This window comes from Agarilytica rhodophyticola, from assembly GCF_002157225.2.
Lineage (GTDB): Bacteria > Pseudomonadota > Gammaproteobacteria > Pseudomonadales > Cellvibrionaceae > Agarilytica > Agarilytica rhodophyticola.
Genome location: NZ_CP020038.1, coordinates 1,319,423 through 1,341,714 on the forward strand (window position 1 = coordinate 1,319,423; position 22,292 = coordinate 1,341,714).

Annotated in this window: 17 protein-coding genes and 1 tRNA gene; 8 read left to right on the forward strand and 10 right to left on the reverse strand. The window is 39.6% G+C overall.

The annotated features are described in order from the left end of the window. Positions 1-29: 29 nt before the first annotated feature. From BVC89_RS05640 to BVC89_RS05660, 5 genes are all read right to left on the reverse strand, one after another. The gene (locus BVC89_RS05640; RefSeq protein ID WP_086930247.1) at positions 30-2,021 is read right to left on the reverse strand and encodes a methyl-accepting chemotaxis protein; all 1,992 of its coding nucleotides are present in this window, start codon (positions 2,019-2,021) and stop codon (positions 30-32) included. A 227-nt stretch (positions 2,022-2,248) separates the two neighbouring features. Then, on the reverse strand, positions 2,249-4,486 hold the full coding sequence (locus tag BVC89_RS05645) for an acylase (protein ID WP_086930248.1): 2,238 nt from the start codon (positions 4,484-4,486) through the stop codon (positions 2,249-2,251). A gap of 228 nt (positions 4,487-4,714) precedes the next feature. Continuing rightward, positions 4,715-5,347 (reverse strand): HD domain-containing protein, encoded by a 633-nt coding sequence (locus BVC89_RS05650; protein ID WP_086930249.1) that lies wholly within the window; start codon positions 5,345-5,347, stop codon positions 4,715-4,717. A 26-nt stretch (positions 5,348-5,373) separates the two neighbouring features. After that, positions 5,374-5,742: a DUF6616 family protein gene (locus tag BVC89_RS05655; RefSeq protein WP_086930250.1), complete on the reverse strand. Its 369-nt coding sequence runs from the start codon at positions 5,740-5,742 to the stop codon at positions 5,374-5,376. A gap of 46 nt (positions 5,743-5,788) precedes the next feature. Further along, positions 5,789-6,721 (reverse strand): glutathione S-transferase family protein, encoded by a 933-nt coding sequence (locus BVC89_RS05660; RefSeq protein WP_086930251.1) that lies wholly within the window; start codon positions 6,719-6,721, stop codon positions 5,789-5,791. Positions 6,722-6,809: 88 nt separating this feature from the next. On the opposite strand from BVC89_RS05660, the gene BVC89_RS05665 reads away from it, so the two are divergent. Beyond that, positions 6,810-7,406, forward strand: a complete 597-nt coding sequence (locus BVC89_RS05665; RefSeq protein ID WP_086930252.1) for a TetR/AcrR family transcriptional regulator — start codon at positions 6,810-6,812, stop codon at positions 7,404-7,406. Between the two features lie 74 nt (positions 7,407-7,480). Here BVC89_RS05665 and BVC89_RS05670 read toward each other — a convergent pair whose 3' ends face one another. Together BVC89_RS05670 and BVC89_RS05675 are read right to left on the reverse strand one after the other, a co-directional pair. Further along, positions 7,481-8,059, reverse strand: coding sequence for a hypothetical protein (locus tag BVC89_RS05670; RefSeq protein ID WP_086930253.1), 579 nt, complete (start codon positions 8,057-8,059; stop codon positions 7,481-7,483). Between the two features lie 968 nt (positions 8,060-9,027). Further along, complete coding sequence (locus BVC89_RS05675; RefSeq protein WP_086930254.1) at positions 9,028-9,591, reverse strand: hypothetical protein; 564 nt, start codon at positions 9,589-9,591, stop codon at positions 9,028-9,030. A 1,256-nt stretch (positions 9,592-10,847) separates the two neighbouring features. Between BVC89_RS05675 and BVC89_RS05680 the strand changes: the two genes are divergently transcribed. Then, positions 10,848-13,985 (forward strand): DUF5060 domain-containing protein, encoded by a 3,138-nt coding sequence (locus tag BVC89_RS05680; protein ID WP_086930255.1) that lies wholly within the window; start codon positions 10,848-10,850, stop codon positions 13,983-13,985. A gap of 45 nt (positions 13,986-14,030) precedes the next feature. On the opposite strand, the gene BVC89_RS05685 is transcribed toward BVC89_RS05680, so the two are convergent. Beyond that, positions 14,031-14,462, reverse strand: a complete 432-nt coding sequence (locus tag BVC89_RS05685; protein ID WP_086930256.1) for a hypothetical protein — start codon at positions 14,460-14,462, stop codon at positions 14,031-14,033. A gap of 325 nt (positions 14,463-14,787) precedes the next feature. On the opposite strand from BVC89_RS05685, the gene BVC89_RS05690 reads away from it, so the two are divergent. The 4 genes from BVC89_RS05690 (at position 14,788) to BVC89_RS05705 (ending at position 18,508) form a co-directional block, all read left to right on the forward strand. After that, positions 14,788-15,732: a YbgA family protein gene (locus BVC89_RS05690; RefSeq protein WP_245929351.1), complete on the forward strand. Its 945-nt coding sequence runs from the start codon at positions 14,788-14,790 to the stop codon at positions 15,730-15,732. A gap of 118 nt (positions 15,733-15,850) precedes the next feature. After that, positions 15,851-15,927: transfer RNA gene (locus BVC89_RS05695), tRNA-Met, on the forward strand. 82 nt (positions 15,928-16,009) lie between these two features. Next, positions 16,010-16,840 carry a helix-turn-helix domain-containing protein gene (locus BVC89_RS05700; RefSeq protein WP_086930258.1) on the forward strand — a complete coding sequence of 277 codons (831 nt, stop codon included), beginning with the start codon at positions 16,010-16,012 and terminating at the stop codon, positions 16,838-16,840. A gap of 156 nt (positions 16,841-16,996) precedes the next feature. Further along, positions 16,997-18,508 carry a DUF885 domain-containing protein gene (locus BVC89_RS05705; protein WP_086930259.1) on the forward strand — a complete coding sequence of 504 codons (1,512 nt, stop codon included), beginning with the start codon at positions 16,997-16,999 and terminating at the stop codon, positions 18,506-18,508. A 114-nt stretch (positions 18,509-18,622) separates the two neighbouring features. Here the strand turns inward: BVC89_RS05705 and BVC89_RS05710 are convergent, their stop codons facing one another. Further along, the gene (locus BVC89_RS05710; protein ID WP_086930260.1) at positions 18,623-18,841 is read right to left on the reverse strand and encodes a helix-turn-helix domain-containing protein; all 219 of its coding nucleotides are present in this window, start codon (positions 18,839-18,841) and stop codon (positions 18,623-18,625) included. Positions 18,842-18,855: 14 nt separating this feature from the next. Beyond that, positions 18,856-19,398: a DUF2975 domain-containing protein gene (locus BVC89_RS05715; protein WP_086930261.1), complete on the reverse strand. Its 543-nt coding sequence runs from the start codon at positions 19,396-19,398 to the stop codon at positions 18,856-18,858. An 87-nt stretch (positions 19,399-19,485) separates the two neighbouring features. On the opposite strand from BVC89_RS05715, the gene BVC89_RS05720 reads away from it, so the two are divergent. Both BVC89_RS05720 and nagA read left to right on the forward strand, forming a co-directional pair. Beyond that, a complete protein-coding gene (locus BVC89_RS05720) occupies positions 19,486-19,863 on the forward strand; it encodes a Rap1a family protein (RefSeq protein ID WP_086930262.1) in 378 nt (125 codons plus the stop codon). 1,192 nt (positions 19,864-21,055) lie between these two features. Further along, the gene (gene nagA, locus BVC89_RS05725) at positions 21,056-22,213 is read left to right on the forward strand and encodes an N-acetylglucosamine-6-phosphate deacetylase (protein WP_086930263.1); all 1,158 of its coding nucleotides are present in this window, start codon (positions 21,056-21,058) and stop codon (positions 22,211-22,213) included. The last annotated feature ends 79 nt before the right edge of the window (positions 22,214-22,292 follow it).

Consider the following 22,292-nt stretch of genomic DNA (forward strand, 5'->3'; position numbering starts at 1 on the left):
ATAGTGACGAGTAATGTAGAAGTTGTACATTAACTAAATTTGAAGTCTTTAATATTATCACGAAGTTCTATAGCAACCGTATTAAGGTCATTACCGCTATTTTCTACCTGTTGTGAAATATCGAAACTCTCATGGCATAAACTGTTAATTCTTTCTATAGCGGCGGCTACTTCATCAGAAGCTGTGTATTGTTGTTCTGTAGCTGTTGCTATTTGTATTACTAGATTATCGGTATCATTGATTAAGTGTTCAGTCTCATTGATTTTCTCTGTTGTGATTTTAGCGCTATCCAAGCAATTTTCCGCGATAGCTCGACTTTGCTGCATCGTACCAGTTGCCTTTTCTGCACTTAAGCGTAATGACTCGATCATTTGTTGAATCTCTTCGGTCGACTCTTGAGTGCGTTGTGCTAAACTGCGTACTTCATCTGCTACTACTGCAAAACCTCTGCCTTGCTCGCCGGCTCGAGCCGCTTCAATCGCTGCGTTTAATGCGAGCAGATTAGTTTGCTCAGCAATACCCCGGATGGTATCGAGGATGCCGCCTATATTTTCGCTATCGTCGGATAATTTTTTAATAATATCCTGTGATGAGGTTAGCTTTTGCGAAAGTTTAAGGGCTTCACTAGACGTTTTTTCTGTAGATAAGCGAGTCTGTTGAATATTCGCTGATGATTGTTTGGAATGCTCAGCAGCTTCTTTACAAGAGTCGGAAACTTGATTCATACTGGCAGACATTTGTGTAATCGCTGCTGCAATTTGTTGTGTCTGGTTCTGTTGATCGTCTAAAGATGTTTTATTCTTTTTAACTTGATCAAAAAATATCACAACTTGTTTGTCAAGTGTGTTGATAACAGTATTAATACTGGCAATCAGCTTACCCATCCAATCGATATATTCATTTATTCCATGAGAGATAAACGAAAGTTCATCATCTCCTTTTTCAGGTATACGTAGTGTTAAATCAAAGTTATTGATGCTGGTATTGAGTATCGAATTACACTGCTTCGTTCTGCTAACAATATCTATGCCTATAAATATTAATAAGCTAATCGCGACAATACTAACAAATAGTACACTTACAATAACAATAATGAGGTTAGTATATTGTTTGGATACCATGTTATCGCTAGTTCGACTTACATAATCAGCAAGTTCATTAGCAATTTTCTTGATAGCCTTAATTCTTTGTGTGGCTAGTGCAAACCAATCACTTGGCGCTATCCCAGAAACCTTGCTTAAATCTTTAGTATTATTTAAAAAGTTTGATTCATGTTGAACAACATCAGAAAAAATTTTCCTTGCTTCTAAATTTTTAATATCACTATAAGAAAAAGTGTCGTCGTAAAGTAAAAGAAGGCTTAATCTCGACTCGAATGCTTCAATATAACCTTTGATAGAAGAGTACTGAGTGACCGATGTACTGCCTTTAGCCAGTGCTCCGTTGATGGCACCGCGGCTTTGTCCGGCTTTTTCTTTCATCCATAATAATGAAATTAGCTGGTTTAGCTCACTTCGTAAAGTGGGTTGTTTTATGATATGAACAACTTGAGCAATAATATCTAAGGCTTGTTTATTAAGATCAGAATAGTATTTAAATGCACCTTTGTATGACGTGATATTGTCAACTTGGTTTTGTATCTTTTTCTTTTTTAAAATAAATGTTTGAAAATTTGACAGTTGTTTTTGGGGTATAAGTGTAGAAAACTCATTGTTTTGTATTAATTTTTCCAGCGCTTGTATCGTTGTGTCTGCCTTTTTTCTCTGGTCTATAACTTTGGCTTTAGTTCTCTCATTTCTGTTCCCCAAATAACCTGCGGTGAGTCCACGCTCTACTGCATGTTGATGTGCGATATTATCCAATATATTAACAATTTTAATGATTTTATTGGCTTTCTTTGAGTCGTTATATTCCTGAATGAAGCCTTTTAGTAACAAAAAACTTAAAAAAAATGTTGCTATTATAGGTATTACTGTAAGTAATAATAATTTATTCTTTATTTTAACCTTTGATAAAAGCATGTATTTGTCACCGATTTCGTCTGAAATTCAGTTTTGAGATTTGGTTGAGGATAATAGACATTATTAGTCTAGACGAATCTCATACCTTTTCTATCGGCTTGATAAAAACTGGCTTATATAACTGCTTAGTGATATAAGTATTTAGAATATTGTAGTAGGTAAATATGGGTAGTGATGTTGCTATGTTCTCTTACATCCGTGTAAGAAAATAGAAATGCTAATAGTAATTAGTGGTCTCCAGGTGTATATCTCTCTGTTGCGCGTTTTTCAACATCTTCTCTATAGTAAGCAACATCTTTAAATTCTGTGTTTACATAATTCACTATTTGGTCGTTAAAATGAGGTGATAAGGGATCTCCACTCTGGCCACCTGCGAGCAAACTTTTTGCTTTTACTTTTTTCCCAAATTCTACTACGGCAATAAAACTATTTCCTCGATAGCCATATAGTTTTTTTGTTCCTTCAAACCTGCGTGAGCCATAGGCAGCTAAAGCACCCCAGCGACCGGATGCCATGTTTACTGCTACACTAGGTTGCGTATCGTCGAAACTTGAAGCAATGCTGCCATTCAAACGTTGAAATCTATTGACTTCTCCCCAGGGAATATTCCATTTGCCGAAGTCGTTTTCCAGTTCTATGAGTACTTCGGAGAAAAACTTTAAACGTTCCTTCTCAGTGGTATCATTACTGAAATATCTTATTTTCTCAACAAACTTCAAGCCTTCAGGAGTATTTCCTTTATTTAAGTAATGCATTCCATAAAAATGCGCAAGTGACATTGCAACGGAGTCTTCCGATACCTTAAAGTCCCATTTTCTTAATACTTCAATAGCGTCTGAAGTTTTTTTGTCTTTATTTTTTGATTTATCAAAAGCCCCGATGAGGCTAGGGATAAGTTCGGCAAAAGCGGGTAAGAAGGGGTCGTAGGAAAGTGCAATTAACTTGTCGAGAGTAAAATTATCCTGACCTGCTAATACACTAACAGCATGTATGCCCCTATAGTTTTCTGCGTCGGGAGCCATGTATGTGGGATAATCGTTAGATTTTGGGCTAAATTCTAGTGCAGCGTTAAATGGAGTCGAATTACAGTTTTGTAGCCAGCCATTATCCGGGTTTAATAAAGTAATCATTTCATCAAGTTCATGAAGACCTTGCCAATCTGTTTTTGGATTGCTGCCATCGACGGGTTTGGAGAAATTGAAGCCGGCATTCCGCCTTGGCATAAAATTACCATGATAATAGGCAATATTACCTTGCGAGTCAGCATAGACTGTATTGTTTGATGAGTTTGTTCGGATGTCCATCATCTTATGGAATTCTTTGTGGTTGCGTGTTTTTGTTCTAATATAAGATTGCTCTAATGCTTTAGCCGGCTCCCAGTTGATCTTAGTTGCTACCCATTTGTTATCTATCATATGAGTAATGGGGCCATGATGTGTATGATACATGGAGAATTCTTTGTTTTTTAACACATTCCCATCTCTGTATTTTAACGTTACAGTTGACTCTTCTACTTTACGGCTCTCATTGCCATATTTGTAGTAAAGCTGCCCGTTTTTTGTAAAAATATCTTCGATAAACTCGTCTTTAAAATCTGCGTAGGTAGAGGTATGCATCCAGCCATTGTGTTCATTAAATCCCTGGTAGATAAAAAATTGTCCCCAAGTAACAGCACCATAAGCATTTAGTCCCTCTTCACTGACAACATGAACCTCACCACGAAAATAAAATGAAGTGTGTGGATTTATTAGTAACATAGCGTTGCCAGACTCAGTGAGTTTGCCAGAAATAGCAAATCCGTTGGAGCCTTTAGGTTCTGACATTGAATCAATTGAGGCTTGTAGTGGTATATTCTGCGCGCTACCGTAAAAAGCTTTAATGCCATCTAAGGGGATTTTTTCAATATCACCACCAATTGATCCCTCAAAGAAAAACATCGGCATCCATGGCTCAAATTGAGTGATAAGTTTGGGTTTTATATGAGGGTGAGTTTTTAGATAAAAATTTAAACCGTCGGCAAAAGCAATACATAAATCTTTTAACCATTGCGGAGCTTTTTGGTACTCAATTTTTGCTTGATCCAGCGTCATATATAGCCGTACGCGTAAATCGCTATATAAAGCTTCTTCACCTTCTATTTCGGCAAGCCTCCCCATGGCCCACACATAGTTGCGTTCAATACGTTTAAAGTCATCTTCTGCCTGTGCATAGAGCAAACCGAATACGGCATCAGCATCTGTTTTGGCATATATATGTGGCACGCCGTAGTTATCACGTATAATTTCTACAGCATTTGCACGCTCTTGTAAGCGGCTAAATTCGGTATCTGTCGGTTCTGGTTGCAGTTTTGAACACGCGATAAATGTTGAGAAGAGTAGGGTAATTGAACATATTTTAAATGAATACCACAATGGTTGTTTATTTGTAGCGCTTGAAGACAGAATATAAGAACTAACGTACTTCATCTCTTTGCCTCTTGTTATCGACTCTAGAGTTGCCTTATCGGTCAACTCTAGAGCGGCTCTATTATTTATATCTACTTCGGTTTTTATGGAATGATATTATCAAACAGCTTTATATATTTCCATTTGAAGCTTAAGTAGATCGAGAGCGAACGTGGCTACACAGACTCTAGCCATTTAACATGTGATTGAAAATGTCATACAGTGATTCCAAATTTGCATATCCTTGCATTATTCTTTAAATCCAGCGTTATGGATAACATCGCAAAAATTATGTCGATGAAAGCCCTCGACATGTTGTTCTGCTAAATCTGCAGCGAAGGTATGCATTGAAGTCTCAGGCTTTCGGCCTGCTACTTCAGCAACGCGACTAGTCATCATTTTTTTGAAGTTTTCTCTGGGGTAGCGGTCTATGACTTCATCTACAATTTTTGCATTAATGATATGCAGCGGTATCGCACCTACATCTATACCTGCACCCATCTGGACAAGAGCAATTTCTGCTTGTTTACACTGAGGAATACCCATTGTCGAATGGAGTGCTATGGCATCCCATACTATCTCAATTTTTTCATCGGGGTAGCCAGAAGCTTGAAGAAATTTTGCAGCTGCGTTGGCCCCATCTATTTCAAATCGATTATCTTCAACATAATCTTCTACCAAGCCAATATCGTGTAGTACTGCTCCAAGAAATAACATTTCCATATCAATATTACATGAGGCTTTCTGCCCGGCAAAAGCTCCAAAGAAGAATGTTCTCAATACATGATTGAACAGGAAAGGCTCGTGGCAATCTTTCACTAGCTGAAAAGCGGATTTACATAGTTTTGTATCTGGTATCTTGACAGTCTCAAAAATACTCATTGTGCCCTCACATTGTTTAAATAGCTTTATTGAGCTTCGGGTTTTAGTTGCTGTGCATTATCAGCTAGAGCTACCGCGTAGGATTTTTGGGGCCCAGATATATTAACTTGATCAAAATAATTGTACCAACCTGAAGCTTTGACTTGCTCCTCAAAAGCTCTTGCAAACTCAGTGTTGGGCATGGTGTAAACACAAAAGAAATCGTATTTTGCACGTCGATCTGTGTTTGAGTCGTTGTAACCAAAGCCGATAACATTAACGTCCCCTGTTTCCATCTCGGCGATTGCTTTGCTGACAATGTCCACGTAGTTTTCCCGTTCTTCTTGTGTAAGTTCAAACCAAGCAGGCTTGTAGTTGTAAAGTTCAATATAAAGCTGAGTATGTTCTGTGCTCATGGATATCTCCACCTGTATGTATTAATGAAAAATTAATTAATTATATTTAAGCTGCACGTACTACTTGTGAAACGGCACTATTCAAGCCTTTACCGCATAGATTCTGAAGAAAAGATTTAGCACGAAAAAAACGATTCATACCTTTGTTGTGGGACATCACCTCATTTTGAAAGGACGGCCTGCAACATACTCGCTGATACCATTGGTAAAGAGTAGGGTGGTGTTCAGCAATGGGGTATCCAGTTTCTATAAGTTTTAATACCTTCATTGACCAGAATGCATCTGCAATTGAGATATCGTCACTGATGAGAAATTTTCTGCCGTCAGTGAGCTCTCGATCAACATCATTAAATGCATGATAAAGTTTTCTAAGGTGATCTTGATAAATGTTTGAGGAAATATTGTTGACGCTATATTTATTATAAAAATCGACTAATTGCTCTTCGTCTTTACCCTCTTTTGCGAGCTGGGCTAGTTCACGTCGCTTTGAAGTATTTAACATCGCTAATTTCCCCAGTCCCCAGTGAAAAGAGACATAGCGTACTGATCGATGTAAAACTTTGGCCTGCGAGACCCTTTTAAGTGCCGACTGTCTCTGTGTTTGATTTTTTGGCAATAGTCTGGGGCCTACGCCACTAAATGCCTCATCAATGTATTGAATAATATCCATCGATTCGAGGTAGAGTTGGCCATCGTGAACCAGGGCCGGAACCACCATGTTGGGGTGAATACCGGCATAAACTTGAGTCATATGTTGTTTTTTAGGTAATGACACAATTCTACTTACCCAGTGTCCTTCATCGGAGGCAACGGCAGTAGCCGATATATCATCAAACTTCTCTTCACGACCACGACGTAAGCCTTTTTCTCCGAGAGCGAAGCGCACCCGCTGAGCGCAGGGAGCGCTATCAAAGTGGAATAAATGTAGTCCCTTTAATTGACGGGGAATGGGGCTTTTGGGGTGCTCAATTCTGGCCATAATCTCACCTGAAATATTATACTATTTCGCATAATAATATATTGAGTGCTAATATTATGCAAGTTGGTACAATATTAAGAGTTAATTTATGAAAAGAACGCGTGGCAGACCCCGTAAGTATGATGAGGGAGAGGCATTAAATGCAGCGATACAGGTCTTTTGGCAAAAGGGTTATAGCGATACCTCGCTAGATGATTTAGCTGAGTCAATGAAAATGAATCGCCCCAGCATATACCGTGCTTTTGGTGATAAAGAGGCTGTTTTCAAAAAGGCGATGGCTAAGTTTGCTTGCATGATGGATGCAGCCTTCGAGCAAAGCATGCAATCTGACGAAGAGATGGGGGTAAAGCTGGAGCGTTTCTGTCTTAGTGCATTAGATATCTATACTCGTGCTAGGCCGTACACAGGCTGTATGATAATGAGTGCCGCTGTTGCTGTTGCGCCGAGCCATACTGCTATTCAGGAAGATTTACTTGGCTTTATTCATCATATCGATACTAAGTTAGCCGAACAGTTTCGTCTTTCTGCAGAAGAAGGAAAGTTATCGGTGTCTGTCAGTCCTGAGAGCCGTGCAAGTTTGGCGCAGAGTTTGATTCACAGTCTTTCCCTAAGGGCGAGAGCGGGAGAGACAAGAGAAAAATTGCATGAACTCATTAAGGCGAGTGTAAAAGTGATTGTGATTTAAGTGCTAGTTTTTAGATTTAAGTGGTGTCAAAGTGTATCACTTTGACACCTTGTTTCAGGCTTTTACAACTCTACTTATTGCACCGCTGAGAAGATAGAGCCATATGATCCGTTAAAGCGAGAAGGTCTTGCACTGTCGCTATAAACCATAGTAATGCCATCGGTGAAGCTTTGTACGATAACAACGCTGCGTTGCGCTGAATTAAATACTCTAACTCTAGCATCTGGATACAAGGCTTCTAACTCTGATGCGTCGTTGACGGTCTTTAGATCAGCAAGCGATACGCCAGCGCTTGTTGTCCAGTTTTCAAATGACCAACGAAGGCTTGTGACTTCTTCGTTTGAAGTAGCGCCGTTGTTGAAGCCTACAATGACTTCACCTAGTTCTGCTCCAGTATCGTCATTTGCGATGAAAGTGCAGCGATAAAAACCGCTTGCTTCTGGAGTAGTACAGTAGCTTCTGTTTGGATCTTGTAAATCAAACTCCGAGATACTGCCAACAGCGGCTTCAACTTCTTGACGTGAATCGCCAAGAGCGACACCAATGGGTAATGAATCACCCTCTATAACAATGCCCTCGGTTACATTTTGCGCGTAACTAAAAACAGAAAAAGCACTTAGCGCAACAGATAAAGCCAGGTTTTTAAATTTCATAAGTAATACCTTATATTTTTAATATGTGTTTTGGAGTCTTGTGGCCTTCTAGGCCTCCTTCTTTAAACGGTAATGTTTAATTGTCCTTTAATTATAAAATTAATAACTTTGCAAAATTATTTTATAGTTTTGTGATTTTTATAAGTTATTAATAAAATTATTAAATTCTTATTTGGTTAGCTGTGTTAGTGGAACGCGAGATTAGGCTTTTTTTTTGTAGTGATCAAGGGGTGGTTTTTTAAAATTTAGAAGTGCCTAACATTTTTAAGTGAGATGGTGTTTGCTTAGGTTTTTATTTATGTCACTTCGAAGTTGTTAGATGATTAAATAAACTATGTATATAGGTTTTGTTTACTTTATAAAGTTTTCTATTTCTCATATCGATTCTTGAGAGTTACAGATTAATTTATTTTATTTGTTATTTTTTATTGCATTAGAGGCGCTTTTGTTTTTTGTATTAACCTTGAAATGCGTTGCATACGTTTTGTGTTGGGGGTAATAACATTGCAATTAACAATTTTGAAAATTGTAAGCTTCAATAATAACTAATGTAGGTGGTGAGGTTTGATTAATTGGCAGGTGATTTATTTTATTGTTGATGTGTGAGGGCGTTATAAATCTCCATAAGATTAAAATCGCTTTGATTAAGTGTTAATGAATTGCATTATTTTTGCTGCAAGCTATGACGTCAATAGCTCTGCTTATGAAAATAAAGAACTTTTCCTCTCTATATTTTCCTTACTGTAAATAAGAGAAAACTATTAATTGTGAAATAATAGATAATTTAGCATAGAGTTTTTACAGCCTTTCTCCGATAGTAATTACAGGAAATTTGTTAGAACAATTACATGTATCTACTAAGCGAGTATAAACGTTATATGTGAATTAGACTGTTGCTCGATATACTGAAAAGGTGCCAAGCGCAATAAGATTGGCACCTTAATTTTAAACTATGACTTAATTATTTATTAAAATGGCTTAAAAATCTCGCCATATGCTCCATTAAATGGAGAAGGCTCTGCAGTGCTGTTATTCACCATAAGAAGGCCGCTTTCAGTATCGTCCACTATAGCAATATTGCGTACTGAAGAGTTAAATACTGTTACCCTCGCATTTGGATATAGAGCTTCTAGTTCTGAAGGATCAGACACGGTCTTTAAGCCAGCAAGTGATAAGCCGGTAGTTGTAGTCCAGTTTTCAAATGACCAACGAAGGTTATCTACCTTTCGGCCTCTTCTGAAATCTACAATAACTTCCCCCAACTCTGATCCAGTATCATCATTTGCAATATAAGTGCAACTAATATCACCATCTGAGTCAGGGTTTGAACAAAAGCTTCTATTAGGGTCTTGCAAATCAAATTCTGAAAAATTACCGATAGCTGCTTCAACTTGTCGAACACGATCACCAATAGAAATTCCAATAGGAATTGATTCACCCTCAATTACGACACCCTGAGTTACATCTTGTGCATAACTGAAAGCAGAAAAAGCACTGAAAGCAGTAGCTAAAGCTAGTTTTTTGAACGTCATAACTTGTACCTTATTTTTTATATGTATTTTGGAGTTGTATGGCTTTTAGAGTCTTTTTTTAAACTATAAGGTTTAATTGCTCTTTTAGTTATTAAATTTAGTTAATAAATTTAGTTGAGCGGAAGAATAGGTTTTTTTATTGTCGCTATCAAGATGGATTTTAGAAAAAGTTAAAGACATCTCATAGTTTTAATAGAAATGACGTGAGTATTATTTTTTATTGATTTGTTTTTAATATTTTAGCTGTATAACTAGCCTGGATATATAAATTTTGTTTAATTCTTAATAGTGAGCACTTGATGTGCGTTAATTCTCACTGCTTAATATTCCAATAGTAAATTCTGTCAGTTTTAGAGCTTTCTATAATTTATAAATAATTTAGCTCGATTGGTCTTTGTTGAATTTATTATATGGAAAATTTATTTATGTCATAGAAATATACAGCAGTATGTACGCCAAGATGTGTTCTGAAACTTGATATCCAATTACAGCTTAGTTCATCACCGCTTTCATTGATTATAATCAAGTTGCAAAAAGTAATACGGCGTCTTACATCAGGTTTTGTTTGGATCTTGCAGGTTACACCCTGAAAAAATAAATTTTATAAAAAGGGCCATAACGAGAATAACCAATGGCTGTATTAATAGGGGGGGTGTTTCTTTAACGCTATAACTTACGTAAGTTTTTGAGCATAATTAAATTTAGAAACTACCTTTAGAAAAAGGAGAGTTATTGATTCAATATGTTAATATAAAAATGTAAATATAAAAAATTAGATTTTTGTATTTTTGAAAATTAAAATCGGTTTAGAGTCAGGTGCCCTTCTAAGCTCTACCAATGGATAATATCATTATCTAAAGTTGGATAATATGTGGCAGCTTGTTAAGTTTTTTAAAGTTTTGTTATTTTCTAACTACAATAGGGTAAACGTTGATGAGTACCTCTTGATATTACTCTTTATTTGTTGTTAAAAAATCCTACAGACTTTTATTTCTGCTTTCTGCTTTCTGCTTTCTGCTTTCTGCTTTCTGCTTTCTGCTTTCGCTCGTATCGATAATGGCGATTTTTTTGTTTTTATGGGTTTGCACGGGCTCTCAAAGTAACTAAGCCTAGAGAAATAGTCGTGAACATAAATAGTTCACTAAGGTGTGATTTTTTTTGAGTGGCAAATCACATTTCGTAATACCGCTATAAAATTCCTTATATGTTCTACGTTAGTATGGCTCTAATTAGATAACTGGGCCGATTGGACTGTCATGAAAACAATACGATATCTTAATATTATTGGTGTATTTGTTTTACTTCTTTCAGGGTGTGGCGGAGGCTCTGAAAGTAGTTCTCTGCTTGGTAGTGGAGATAGTGCTCCATCACCGACTGCTACTCCTTCAGCACAAACACCAGCTCCGACTGTTATTCCTGAGCCTACGGTAATGCCCACGCCGACATCAGAGCCGTTGCCAACGCCAAATCCTAACAATCCAATTACGCCTGTGGTAGACCAGTGTGATACTACGCAAGAGTGTCGGACAATATACGGTAACGAGGCGACCGACTGTGCCAATAGTCGTTCTGAACAAAGTATTTGTATGTGTGGCTCAACGCCTTGCTCTAATAATGCACCAAGTCCCACAGTAACGCCTACGCCCATTGCGACACCTGCACCAGGTAATAATAACTGTGAAGTCGAGGGTGTTCTGCAGCAATGGCATAGAGTCAGTGTTACTTGTAGTGGCTACAGTGCATCGGAAGAAGACGATGCAACTTTTACTGATCACCGCTTTAATGTCACCTTTACCCAGGGTAATAAAACTATGGTGATTCCCGGTCATTTTGCTGCTGATGGTAATGCGGCAAATAGTGGTGCTGTCGCAGGTGATAAATGGCGCGCCTATTTCTCACCTCCTTCTACTGGTGAATGGCGTTACAGTGTTTCTATGCGTCAAGGTGATAATATTGCTGTCGAAAGTAATGCTAATGCGGGCCAAGCAGTGAGCAACTTTAATGGCAATACAGGCCGCTTTACTATTGCGCAGGCTAACTCAGAGCCTAATGATATGCGTCAACGTGGATTCTTGGGGCATACTGCCGGTGAGCGCTATCTGAGGTTTGCCGGTGACGGTTCTGTTTATATCGAAGGTGGAATGGATAGCCCCGAAAACATTTTTGGCTACTCCGAATTCGATAATACTACCAAGCATAATAACGTTAACAGTTGTAAAGGGATTTTGCATGATTTCCCAACGCATGCAAACGATTGGCAAAACAACGATCCTACTTGGGGTAATGGGCGTGGCAAGAGCTTAATAGGTGTTGTTAATTACATAGCATCTACAGGTGTAAACGCTATTTACATTATGGCGATGACTGCAAACGGCGACGGCTGTGATGCTCATCCATGGGTTGAGTACAGTGGTAATCGTAAAGCGTTTGATGTCAGTAAGCTCGACCAGTGGGAGGTAGTTTTATCTCATATGATGAAAAAAGGCATCATGGCCCATATGATGACCCAAGAGACTGAAAACGATCAACTGCTTAATAATGGTAATCTCGGTTTTGAGCGTAAATTATATTATCGTGAGCTGATTTCTCGCTTTGCCCACCACCCTGCATTGCAGTGGAATTTAGGTGAGGAAAATACCAATACTCCCCAGCAGCAGCGGGCGTTCGCTAAATACTTTAAGGAAGTCGATCCATATCAACACGCTGTTCTAATGCACACCTTCCCTGGTGATCATGACAAGTATGATGATTTACTCGGTAACGCTGACTTCGATGGCCCCACTTTCCAATTTGGTGGTATTCCTAGTAACGCCACGGGTGGTTCTGGTGTTTATGGCAAAACTGCTGAATGGTTAAATAAGTCTACTCAGGCAGGCTATCCTTGGGTGATCACTATGACGGAAGCCTCTGGCGGTGACGCACCAACTCCTAATTCCAATGTTACAGAGAAGCAGAGAGTTTATTGGATGTGGGCCAATGTTATGGCCGGTGGCGCGGGCTTTGAATGGTATCTTAAAAACCAAGGTGTGGGACACGCTTACGATCTAGCGGTAGAAAATATGCGCGAGTTCGATGATCATTGGAAGCAATCGGGGCATTTGGTGAAATTCTTCCGTGATATCCTGCAGCGTGACTTGTCCATTAATCTGCAAAGTATGCAGGCTGACAATAATGTTACCAGCACCAACAGTGATTGGGTATTAGCCGATGCTGGAAACGCCTATCTCATATACTTGCGTGATGGTGGAACAACAGATATTAGCCTACCTAATAATCATAGCTATGAGGTTAAGTGGTTTAATCCGCGCACGGGAGAACTGAGTAACGGCGATACTTTACAAGGCCCCGGCGCGAAGAGTATCGGCAATCCTCCCTCTCAGGTGCTGGAAGATTGGGCGGTTATAGTAGTGGCCAAAACAGGCGGCCTTCAGCGTCATCCTGATATTGTGCGCATCGATAATATTCCTCTTGAAGATATTATTGATACCCCTGTTGCTGCTTGGAAAGATAGCTATTCCGTTGGCAATCAATGTTACTGTGACTCTAACTTCCCCGACAATGAAGGGAATGCCATGGTTAATACTAGCCGTGGCACTATGACAGTAAGAGAAGCTTGCGCCTTAGTTGGCCCTGGTCCTGGCGCAGCTGGACGTCCCCTATACAACGATGTGCAATGTGGTAATGGCCCTGTAGGTGATGCCCCTAATGAAAGTTATTGTCCAGGCCGTGTTGATGCGGGTAAAGAAGGTTGCTCTCATATTGGGCCTACCTGGAAATTTCCTGCCGCTACTGGTGATTATGTGGAGCAAGATGGCTTGGTGATTATGGAGGCGGAAAACACCACATCATCTCTTGACCTTTGGCAAACCAAAACTAGTATCTCTGGGCATACAGGTACAGGATATATAGAATTTAGCGGTAACACGCCACTAAATGGCCCTGCTAAATCCCCTTTGGAGTATCGCTTTACAATTAATCGTGATGGTCTTTACTTCTTGCACTTATTTGCTGCGAAAGAACATCGTGAGATTAATGGCGAATTGCGAACTGATGTAGCAAATGATGGCTTTGTGCGACTAGATGGTAACTACGACGCTGGGCCAAATGCAGGTAACTCCCACGGGGATGATGCACCTCTTGCTATGCTGAAGAGAAATACCAAGTTCTTTGGTGGTGCAAACAATCAATTCCAGTGGGCGTCCGGCAACCGTCTAGACCCAGGTGGCCACAATAATAAGCGTGTTGCGGTCTATCGCTTACGTGCAGGAGAAAGCTACACTTTTGTTCTGCACGGGCGTTCGCAGTTCTTTAAGGTTGACAGAATTGTGTTTCGACATCAGTCAGTGAGTGCAGGTCAGGCTCAAGATTTATCCAAGGGAGAGACTCGGCAATAAGGTAAATATACTAAGGAGCCGTGCTGATAAACGGCTCCGTTATTGTCAGCGTCGTTTGGATAAGTCCAAATTCGATTGGAAATGTTCTATAGGCTTAGTAATAAATGGATTCTTTACCAAGAAAGATCGATTGCCAATATTTTCTTCTGGCAGCGGTGAAGTTAGGGCTAGAGTAATGGGCATACCGCGACAAGGATCCTTTCTTACCCGGTACAATGTAATCAAATCTTCTTGATTATCTCGTTTTTTAATGTCTAAGTGAAAGCTCTTTTCACTGGTGCAACCGTTTGACTGCACCAAGAACCATAAACTTTTTTCGCGGATTTCCATCGCATATATCGGCTCGATATCGTGTTCTTCTTTGACCGCAGACTCTGTTAACGAATTATTGTCTAATGTTGTCGAAGAACAACCTATGGTATTTAAAAATAATGGTGCAATGAAGAATAAGCTTGCTATTTTTTTCTTTATACACATATAACTTTCCGCTTAATACAAAATGTTGGAAATTATGGACAGGCCTTAGGTAGCGCCAATACCGCATGAGTACTTGAGAGTCTTGTAAAGGTAGTTATCGCTACCTCACGTTAAAGCTATCTAACGCCATCTTACTTTGGGTGACATACTAATTAATTAGGTTAGGGTTTTCTGTATATTTTTGTATCGCGAACATGCTTTTATATTATCCATTAAGAAAGCGCTGGGAGTCTTAAACCGCTATGTGTATTTTTGATGCATTATTAGTTGAAAGTGTTTAGCATTTAGTGAAGATGTCAGGTTTATTGTGATGTAGATGGGGCTCATGGATAAAATTGCGGTAGGTATTAGTTCGTGTTTACTGGGACATGAGGTACGCTATAACGGTGGCCACAAACAGTCAAAGTTCTGTTTAAACCATCTTTCACAGGTTTTCGAATTCCAATCTTTTTGCCCTGAAGTAGCCATAGGCCTAGGTGTACCTAGAGAGCCCATTCGTTTGGTCGATCTTGAAGGTGAGGTCAGAGCAATAGGCTCGGTCAGCGATAACTTAGACGTAAGTGATGCATTATTGGCTTACGGCAGGGAGATCGGCCTGCTCAGCGAATCCTTATGTGGCTATATACTGATGAAAAAGTCTCCTAGTTGTGGGCTCTTTAGCACAAAGGTTTATCGCAATGAGCAGCCTCTGCCGGGTAAACATGCGGGTCTGTTTGTCAGAGCCTTACAAGAGGTAAACCCTTTACTTCCTCTAGAAGAAGAGGGGCGCCTAAATGATCCTATTTTACGAGAGAACTTTATTGCCAGAGTATTTGCTTATCATGACTGGAAGTCTCATATGGACACTGATCCAACGCCAAATAAGCTTGTCGAGTTTCATAGCCGCTACAAATATCTTCTTATGGCTCACGGACAGAAACCCTACAAGAAATTAGGGCAAATGGTAGCAAAGGCAGGCATCGGTGATATCAAAACCCTCACCAAGCAATATATAAAAGAGTTTATGACCTCAATAACCCAGTTGGCTTCCCGCAATGGCCACACCAATACCCTTTATCATCTGCTTGGATACTTACGAGAAGAGGTTTCGGGCACTGTTCGACAGGAGCTGGCTAAAAGTATCGAAGACTATCGCCTTGGTGCTGTAAACCTCGCGGTGCCAGTTGCACTTTTAAAGCACTATTTAAAATTATACGGCAGCGACTATATTAAAAAGCAAGCCTATCTAGAGCCATACTCCCATGATCTTGGGCTCCGCAACACAATATAACATCTCTTTGTGCGATAAATGTACGCTTAGAAAAATAACTTATAATGGCGCTTGACCGATGGGAAAGTCACCCATATAATGCGCGTCCTTGGTGAGGCAGAGGCCACACTAAGTCAGGTGCGGGGTGGAGCAGCCTGGTAGCTCGTCGGGCTCATAACCCGAAGGTCGTTGGTTCAAATCCAGCCCCCGCTACCAATTTAAAAAGCCTGATAAGGTCTTTCAGAGAAAGAGCTTATCAGGCTTTTTTTATGCTCGGTGTTAGCGGTATCATTAGTAGATGACACCTTATTTAATCAATAGCTATGAAGGAATTGGCCCAAAGCCCACTTCCTCTGATTATCTCGTTCGTTCCAGCCTTAATCAAGGGCGTGCTCAGATTCACTCTGCCAATTTCTCGGCGAAGCTGTTGCTAACCGGCTCAGAAACCTATACATCAGCAAGCAATCGTTTTGCTTTGGGCTCTGGTCAGTTTCTCTTAACTGCTCCAAGTGAATCTTTTGAGCTTACAATAGAATCTTATGCAAAGGGCTGTTGTTTTTATTTTGACCCAAACCGAGTAAGCCGCTTGATGTCTGAAGTTCTCTCTGAAGATATAGAGGGGGGAAGCGATGATGTTCCTGATGTAAAAACTATTCGTTTGCCAATCCGCGGCTCACAAGTGGGATTATTAATGCAGGCAGTTGCAAACAATAGACTCGATGCCGATGCTGATGTGTTAGCAACCTATTTGGCTGAGCACATTATCTACCTTGCGAATTTAAGTGCAAACCTTCCCTGTAAGCGAGCAAGTACTCGGCAAGAATTATTAGCTCGGCTCGAGGTTGCAAGAACTTATATCGTTGACTCTGGAAGTCATCATCTATCTTTGACCGATATCGAGCAGGCATCCTGCCTCTCTCGTTTTCACCTGATACGTTCGTTCACCAATATTTATGGCGTGCCCCCACTGCGCTTCCATCAAAATCTAAAACTGGATATTGCCAAGAAGCAGATAAAGGCTGGAGTACCTCAAACGGTGGTTGCAGAAGAACTTGGGTTTTCAACGGTATCATCCTTCTCAAGAGCTTACCGTCGTCGCCATGGTTATTCCCCTTCGGAAGACCAATAAAATAAGCAATTTCGGTATCTATAAAGCCAGTAGATATCATTTATAGTGAGAGATAAATCAGCTCTGAAACCCTGATCCTATTAAAAGGCGACGTCTGCTACCCTAATAGGACTAATAGGAGCTATACACTCACTATAAATAAAAAAGAGATAGCAATTGAAAGTAGTATTAATCACTCTAATTACACTGCTAGTTTCATGTGCGAGCCAGCAAGATAATCACCTTGTCGCTAATAGCGGGTATGCAGCAAAACCTTTGGAAAACTGTAATTCTGATTTGCGATATCTCAATCAGGTGCTGGGTTGGCAGGGTGGATGGCCTTCTCAGTGGCAGGCGGTTGTTGCTGGTGGCCCTGACAATGCACAGGAGCAAATCAAACACTGGCATTCAGCGTCTCAGGCGATTATATCTCTGGTCGATCAACTAAGGTTAGGAATAGAGATGAAGCAAACTGCACCACGTGCAGTTGTTTTACGTGTTCAACAGCAAGTAGCGGATCTCACTGCTGAATTATTATCCCCTAATTCAAAATATATATTTAAGAGTAAGGCTCACCCCAATGCGGCGGCTTGGAATGCTCTCGTAAGAAAAAAGATTGCTTTAGCTGTCGCGCAATTTGATGCCTTTCTTGTTAATGAGTATCTACCTGCAGTAAAAGAGCTTCCTGGTCTCCTGTTGACCAAAGATGGATCGCAGTGTTTTTTAAATGCCGTTAGATGGTGGACGAGTTTACGTTTGACACAAGAAGAAATTGAGAAAATTGGCTGGCGTTATATCAATGAAACTCGTGCTGAATTACTTAAAACTGGCAAGGATGGAGAAGACTTAAACACTATACTCAGTCGTTTACGAGGTGCGTTGAAAAATAATAAGACGACGGTTGATGAGTTAATTCGCATTTCTGAAAATGCTTTGGATCGCTCTTATGAAAAGACACACCTAGCCTTCTCAAATCAAATTTCTGAGAAGATAGTTGTAACCAAGTTGCCACAACACTTACAAGCAGCATTTCCCGCAGGCCGTTACCGTAGCCGACAACAAGGGGATTCTTCGGCCAGCTACATCATCAATCCATCGAGACCCAATGAACGTCGCATAATGGCCGAGGTGATCGCTTTCCATGAGGGTATTCCTGGTCACCATTTGTGGGCAACTTTTCCTCGTGATACGCCATCACCAAGATACGATTCAGGTCTTACTGGTTTGGTTGAGGGGTGGGCTATCTATGCAGAATACCTCGCTGATGAAATGAAACTTTATTCTTCTAGCTTTGATCGACAAGGGATGATGGCGAAACATCTTTGGGCGGCGAGTCGTCTTATCGTAGAGCCTGGGCTACATTTAAGAGGCTGGTCACGTGAAAAAGCCATTAATTTCATGCTAGAAAATACCGTTATGTCTCGCACAGAAATTGAAATAGAAGTCGACCGTTATATTGCCATGCCTGGTCAATCTCTAAGCTATATATTGGGGGCAGACCTTATTTTAACTGAACGCAAACGAGCGCAGGAAATTATGGGTTCTGCTTTTGACATAAAAGCCTTCCACGAAGTCGTACTCAAGGCAGGAGCAAGGCCCCTATCGATAGTGCAAAATGATATTCGAGCTTGGGTAAGTTCTATTATGCATGATACATCTATCTCTAAATGCCTGGAATGCGGTACATAGGCGTTACTGCTATATAAAAATACAGCAGCGCATAATTTGCAAAGATAAATTTTATTTTTTTATTTGTAAGTTATATGATATTCGATCATAAAATGTTGAATCATAACTAAATTATTATTTATCAGTTTCTTCACGTGTAAATTCTAGAATGTCGCCAGGTTGGCAATCCAGTACATCACATATCTTTACCAACGTATCGAAGCGAACGCCTTTTACCTTGTTGGTTTTAATCATAGATAGGGCTTGCTCTGTTAAGTTAATTGCTTCGGCTAGTTCTTTTAAACGCATTTTTCGCTTCGCTAGCATAACATCGAGATTGACGATAATTTTCATATGTGATTCATATCTTACAAGAAGGCTTCATTTTCATCTTTTGCTTTTTTTCCTTCGGCAAATATATGAGCAACGAAAACCAATAGTAGCCCCATAAAAAGTGATTTCAGTTCTTCGGTGCCAAGCTGAATATCTAACATTCCTTGTTGGGCAGGGTCACTCAAGGAAAAAATAATAATTAACCCTGTTCTCTGTGCAACACCAATAAAAACCATAGTGAGAGTTACCCATGCGAAACGGCGAAAGCCATATATAGCCTGCTCCGATAGTGGCTTATTGGCGGCAGCCTCACAAAAAGTTTTTCTTAAGCCCAATAAGCCATATGCCTGAATGGTCGCGCCGATGAGGGAGACAGTAAAGCCCGCCAACCGCTCACCCACCGATAGCTGGCGTAGATCGAAGATATGGTGGAGGTTGAGGGACGCAAATGGTGCCAGTTGATTCCAGAAAAGCCAGATTGTAGCTGCCATGAGCGGCAGCATAAGCGCGCCGAATAAAGTGAGATATGAAAGCACATGTGCAAATTGTTGATGCTTAGTTGTTATCTTAATTGTCATGGGGTGAAATCGTCCTTTACTTTTAAAAATTAAAGTAACACTTGAATTTTTAAATTTCAAGGATTAATATTTTGATAAGGAGGAAATATGAAAAATATCAAATTTTTGTTCGCATGCTTAAGTTTTACGGCTCTGTTCTTTAGCTTGCCGCTTCAGGCAAAGCGATTAACAGTAAACGAGCTTAAAGGCATTCAGGCGCGTACTCAGTCAGGCAGCTTTGCTGGTCGTGCACAGTGGAATGCTTTGACATACTACTTACAAGGAGTTGTCGAAGGTGTCGGAGCCTATCAAGAGGGTCTAGGCTCTAGTGATTTACCACCATTGTTTTGTCCACCTAAAGGTAAGAGCTATTCCATAAAAGAGATGATGACTTTGTTTGAGCAATCTTCCAGCGCAGATAAGAGCCGGCCAGCGTCGGTAGTCTTGGTGGAGATGTATAGGCGCAAATACCCATGTAAGAAATGAATATAATAGATGAGACTTAGTATTGCTCGGTGCCTAATCATGAGGCATCGCAAAGAGCAGGTTAATGTTAGATAAAATATAGTCTGAGATTTGATATTTATCCCATATGATGTTGTTTAAACTAAGTATTTGTTGCCTGGTGGAGGTGTTGTAAGCATCATTTGACTGTGAGTCAGAGCAAAAATGAAAAACACTTTTCCACAAAGTTGTCTGTATTTATGGATGCGATTGTGTTGCGGGCTGTGATGGCTTGGCTATGAAATGACTGCTTAATGATCTTGTACTCGGTTTATGCCGACAGTGGTAACTATCGCACCATTGAATGTAATAGTGACCATATGCTTAAAGATTTAGGATCCGTGTGTAATCATATCAATGTGAAAATATATAATTTCACATTGATATTATGCCTGATGTTTCGATGCAGTATGGGTAGCCGTTCTTAAGGCAATAAATATACATTGTTTTAGATTGTCTATTTTCAAGTAAATGCTCAAAAAATTACTTAAGTTAAATCTCTAGTATGCTGCAAAATATATTGCGGTATATTAAGTCGATCCGAATTTTTTAATTCGACAATTAAGTGTAAATTTATATGTGTCGGATGCAGTAGCAAATTCGGCGAGGAGGGCATATCCATTGCGCACAAACTAATCGTGAGTTATTTTTTTCAAATAAAAAATTTATACTTTTTAGCTCACTAAAATGATTAAAATTATCAACTATTTTGGCATGTAATGTAGAGAAGGGTGCGGTCATTAATATTGCGCTGAAGATTAAGATATTCTTAATTACTTTTTTCATATTAACTTACCCTTATTAAGGATATTACGACAAAAGAGGTTTGGAGAGGAAGGTTTTGTTTGTCTTATCTAGCTCTCAAGAATATTCAATTTTAGTAAATAAATCCCAGTCCATAATTTAACATGTCATATCAAGCTAAAATCGACTAATTTAACATTAACATTCCAGATGTTTTGCCAATATACTATGAAAATACATTGGTTTTAAGCATAGTGCTGTAGTCTTGATATTACTATACTTGTTTTACTGTATTTTATTGGGTGGTAAATTGTAAGGCTATTAGTCTTAGCTTAAGTTTCACTTAAGGTATGGAAAACCTTTGCATTAATACTGTTTATGTTAAAGTAGTATATAAATATATGTCTAAATACTGGAAGAATCGCTTCTTATGCTAAAAACTCTGACCGGCGCAACTATTTTTGATAGCCAGCATTTTTTTGAAAATCATGGCATTATACTAAGTGGAGAAAATATACAAGCTATTATGCCACTAAGTGAACTCCCTGAAAATATAGAACGTGTTGAGTTAGCTCATGGAATTGTTGCACCAGGATTTATTGATTTGCAGGTTAATGGTGGTGGTGGCAAGCTATTTAACAATAAACCTTGTCTGGAAACCTTAAAATATATGCTTGACGGGCATCGCCAAAAAGGTACAACCAGTATGATGCCTACATTTATTAGCGATAACCCTTCTTCTTATTCGTGCGCCGTAGAGGCTGTACATGAAGCATTTGATAAATCATATAAGGGAATTCTTGGTCTTCATTTAGAGGGGCCTTTTTTGGTGGAGTCTCGCCGAGGTACACACAGCGCTAGTTATATTCGTAAAGCGAGTAGTAGTGACATTCAATGGCTATTAGAAAAGCAAAGAAAATCTGGCAAGGCCTGTCTGGTGGTGACACTTGCACCAGAACAGGTAACACCATCAGATATACAACAACTGGTCGACGCAGGTATTATTGTATGTGTAGGCCATAGTGATGCTGAATATGAAAAAGTTGAAATAGCTTTAGCTGCAGGTGTTAGTGGCTTTACTCACCTTTATAATGCTATGCGCCCTTTGCAAGGTCGTGACCCTGGTGTTGTTGGGGCTGCATTATCTGACCCTAATTCCTGGTGCGGTATTATTGCTGATGGTCATCATGTTCATCCTATTGCAATTAAAGTCGCTATTGCTGCAAAACCACCGGGAAAAGTTTTTTTAGTTTCTGATGCGATGGCGACTGTAGGAAGTGAAGATCACAGCTTTACATTATACACAGAAGAAATCAGTGAGAATAATGGCTGTCTTATTAATGCCCAGGGGCGTTTGGCGGGTAGTGCTATTGGTTTGATTGATGCGGTAAAGTTTTGTGTTGAGCATGTAAACCTAGCCGTTGATGAAGCTTTGCGTATGGCGTCTTTATACCCTGCGCAGTTTATTGCAAAAGACAATTGTCTTGGTCGTATTAAAAATGGCTATCGTGCAGACCTTGTGCATTTTAATCAGGATTATAATGTACTCAACACTTGGGTAGCAGGTGAGCATAAGCCGCATAAATAATACCTAATCTTTGAGTATATGGTTTTATTTAACAGTGACTTTAAATTAATATAACCCAATTTAATTTCTATATGAACAA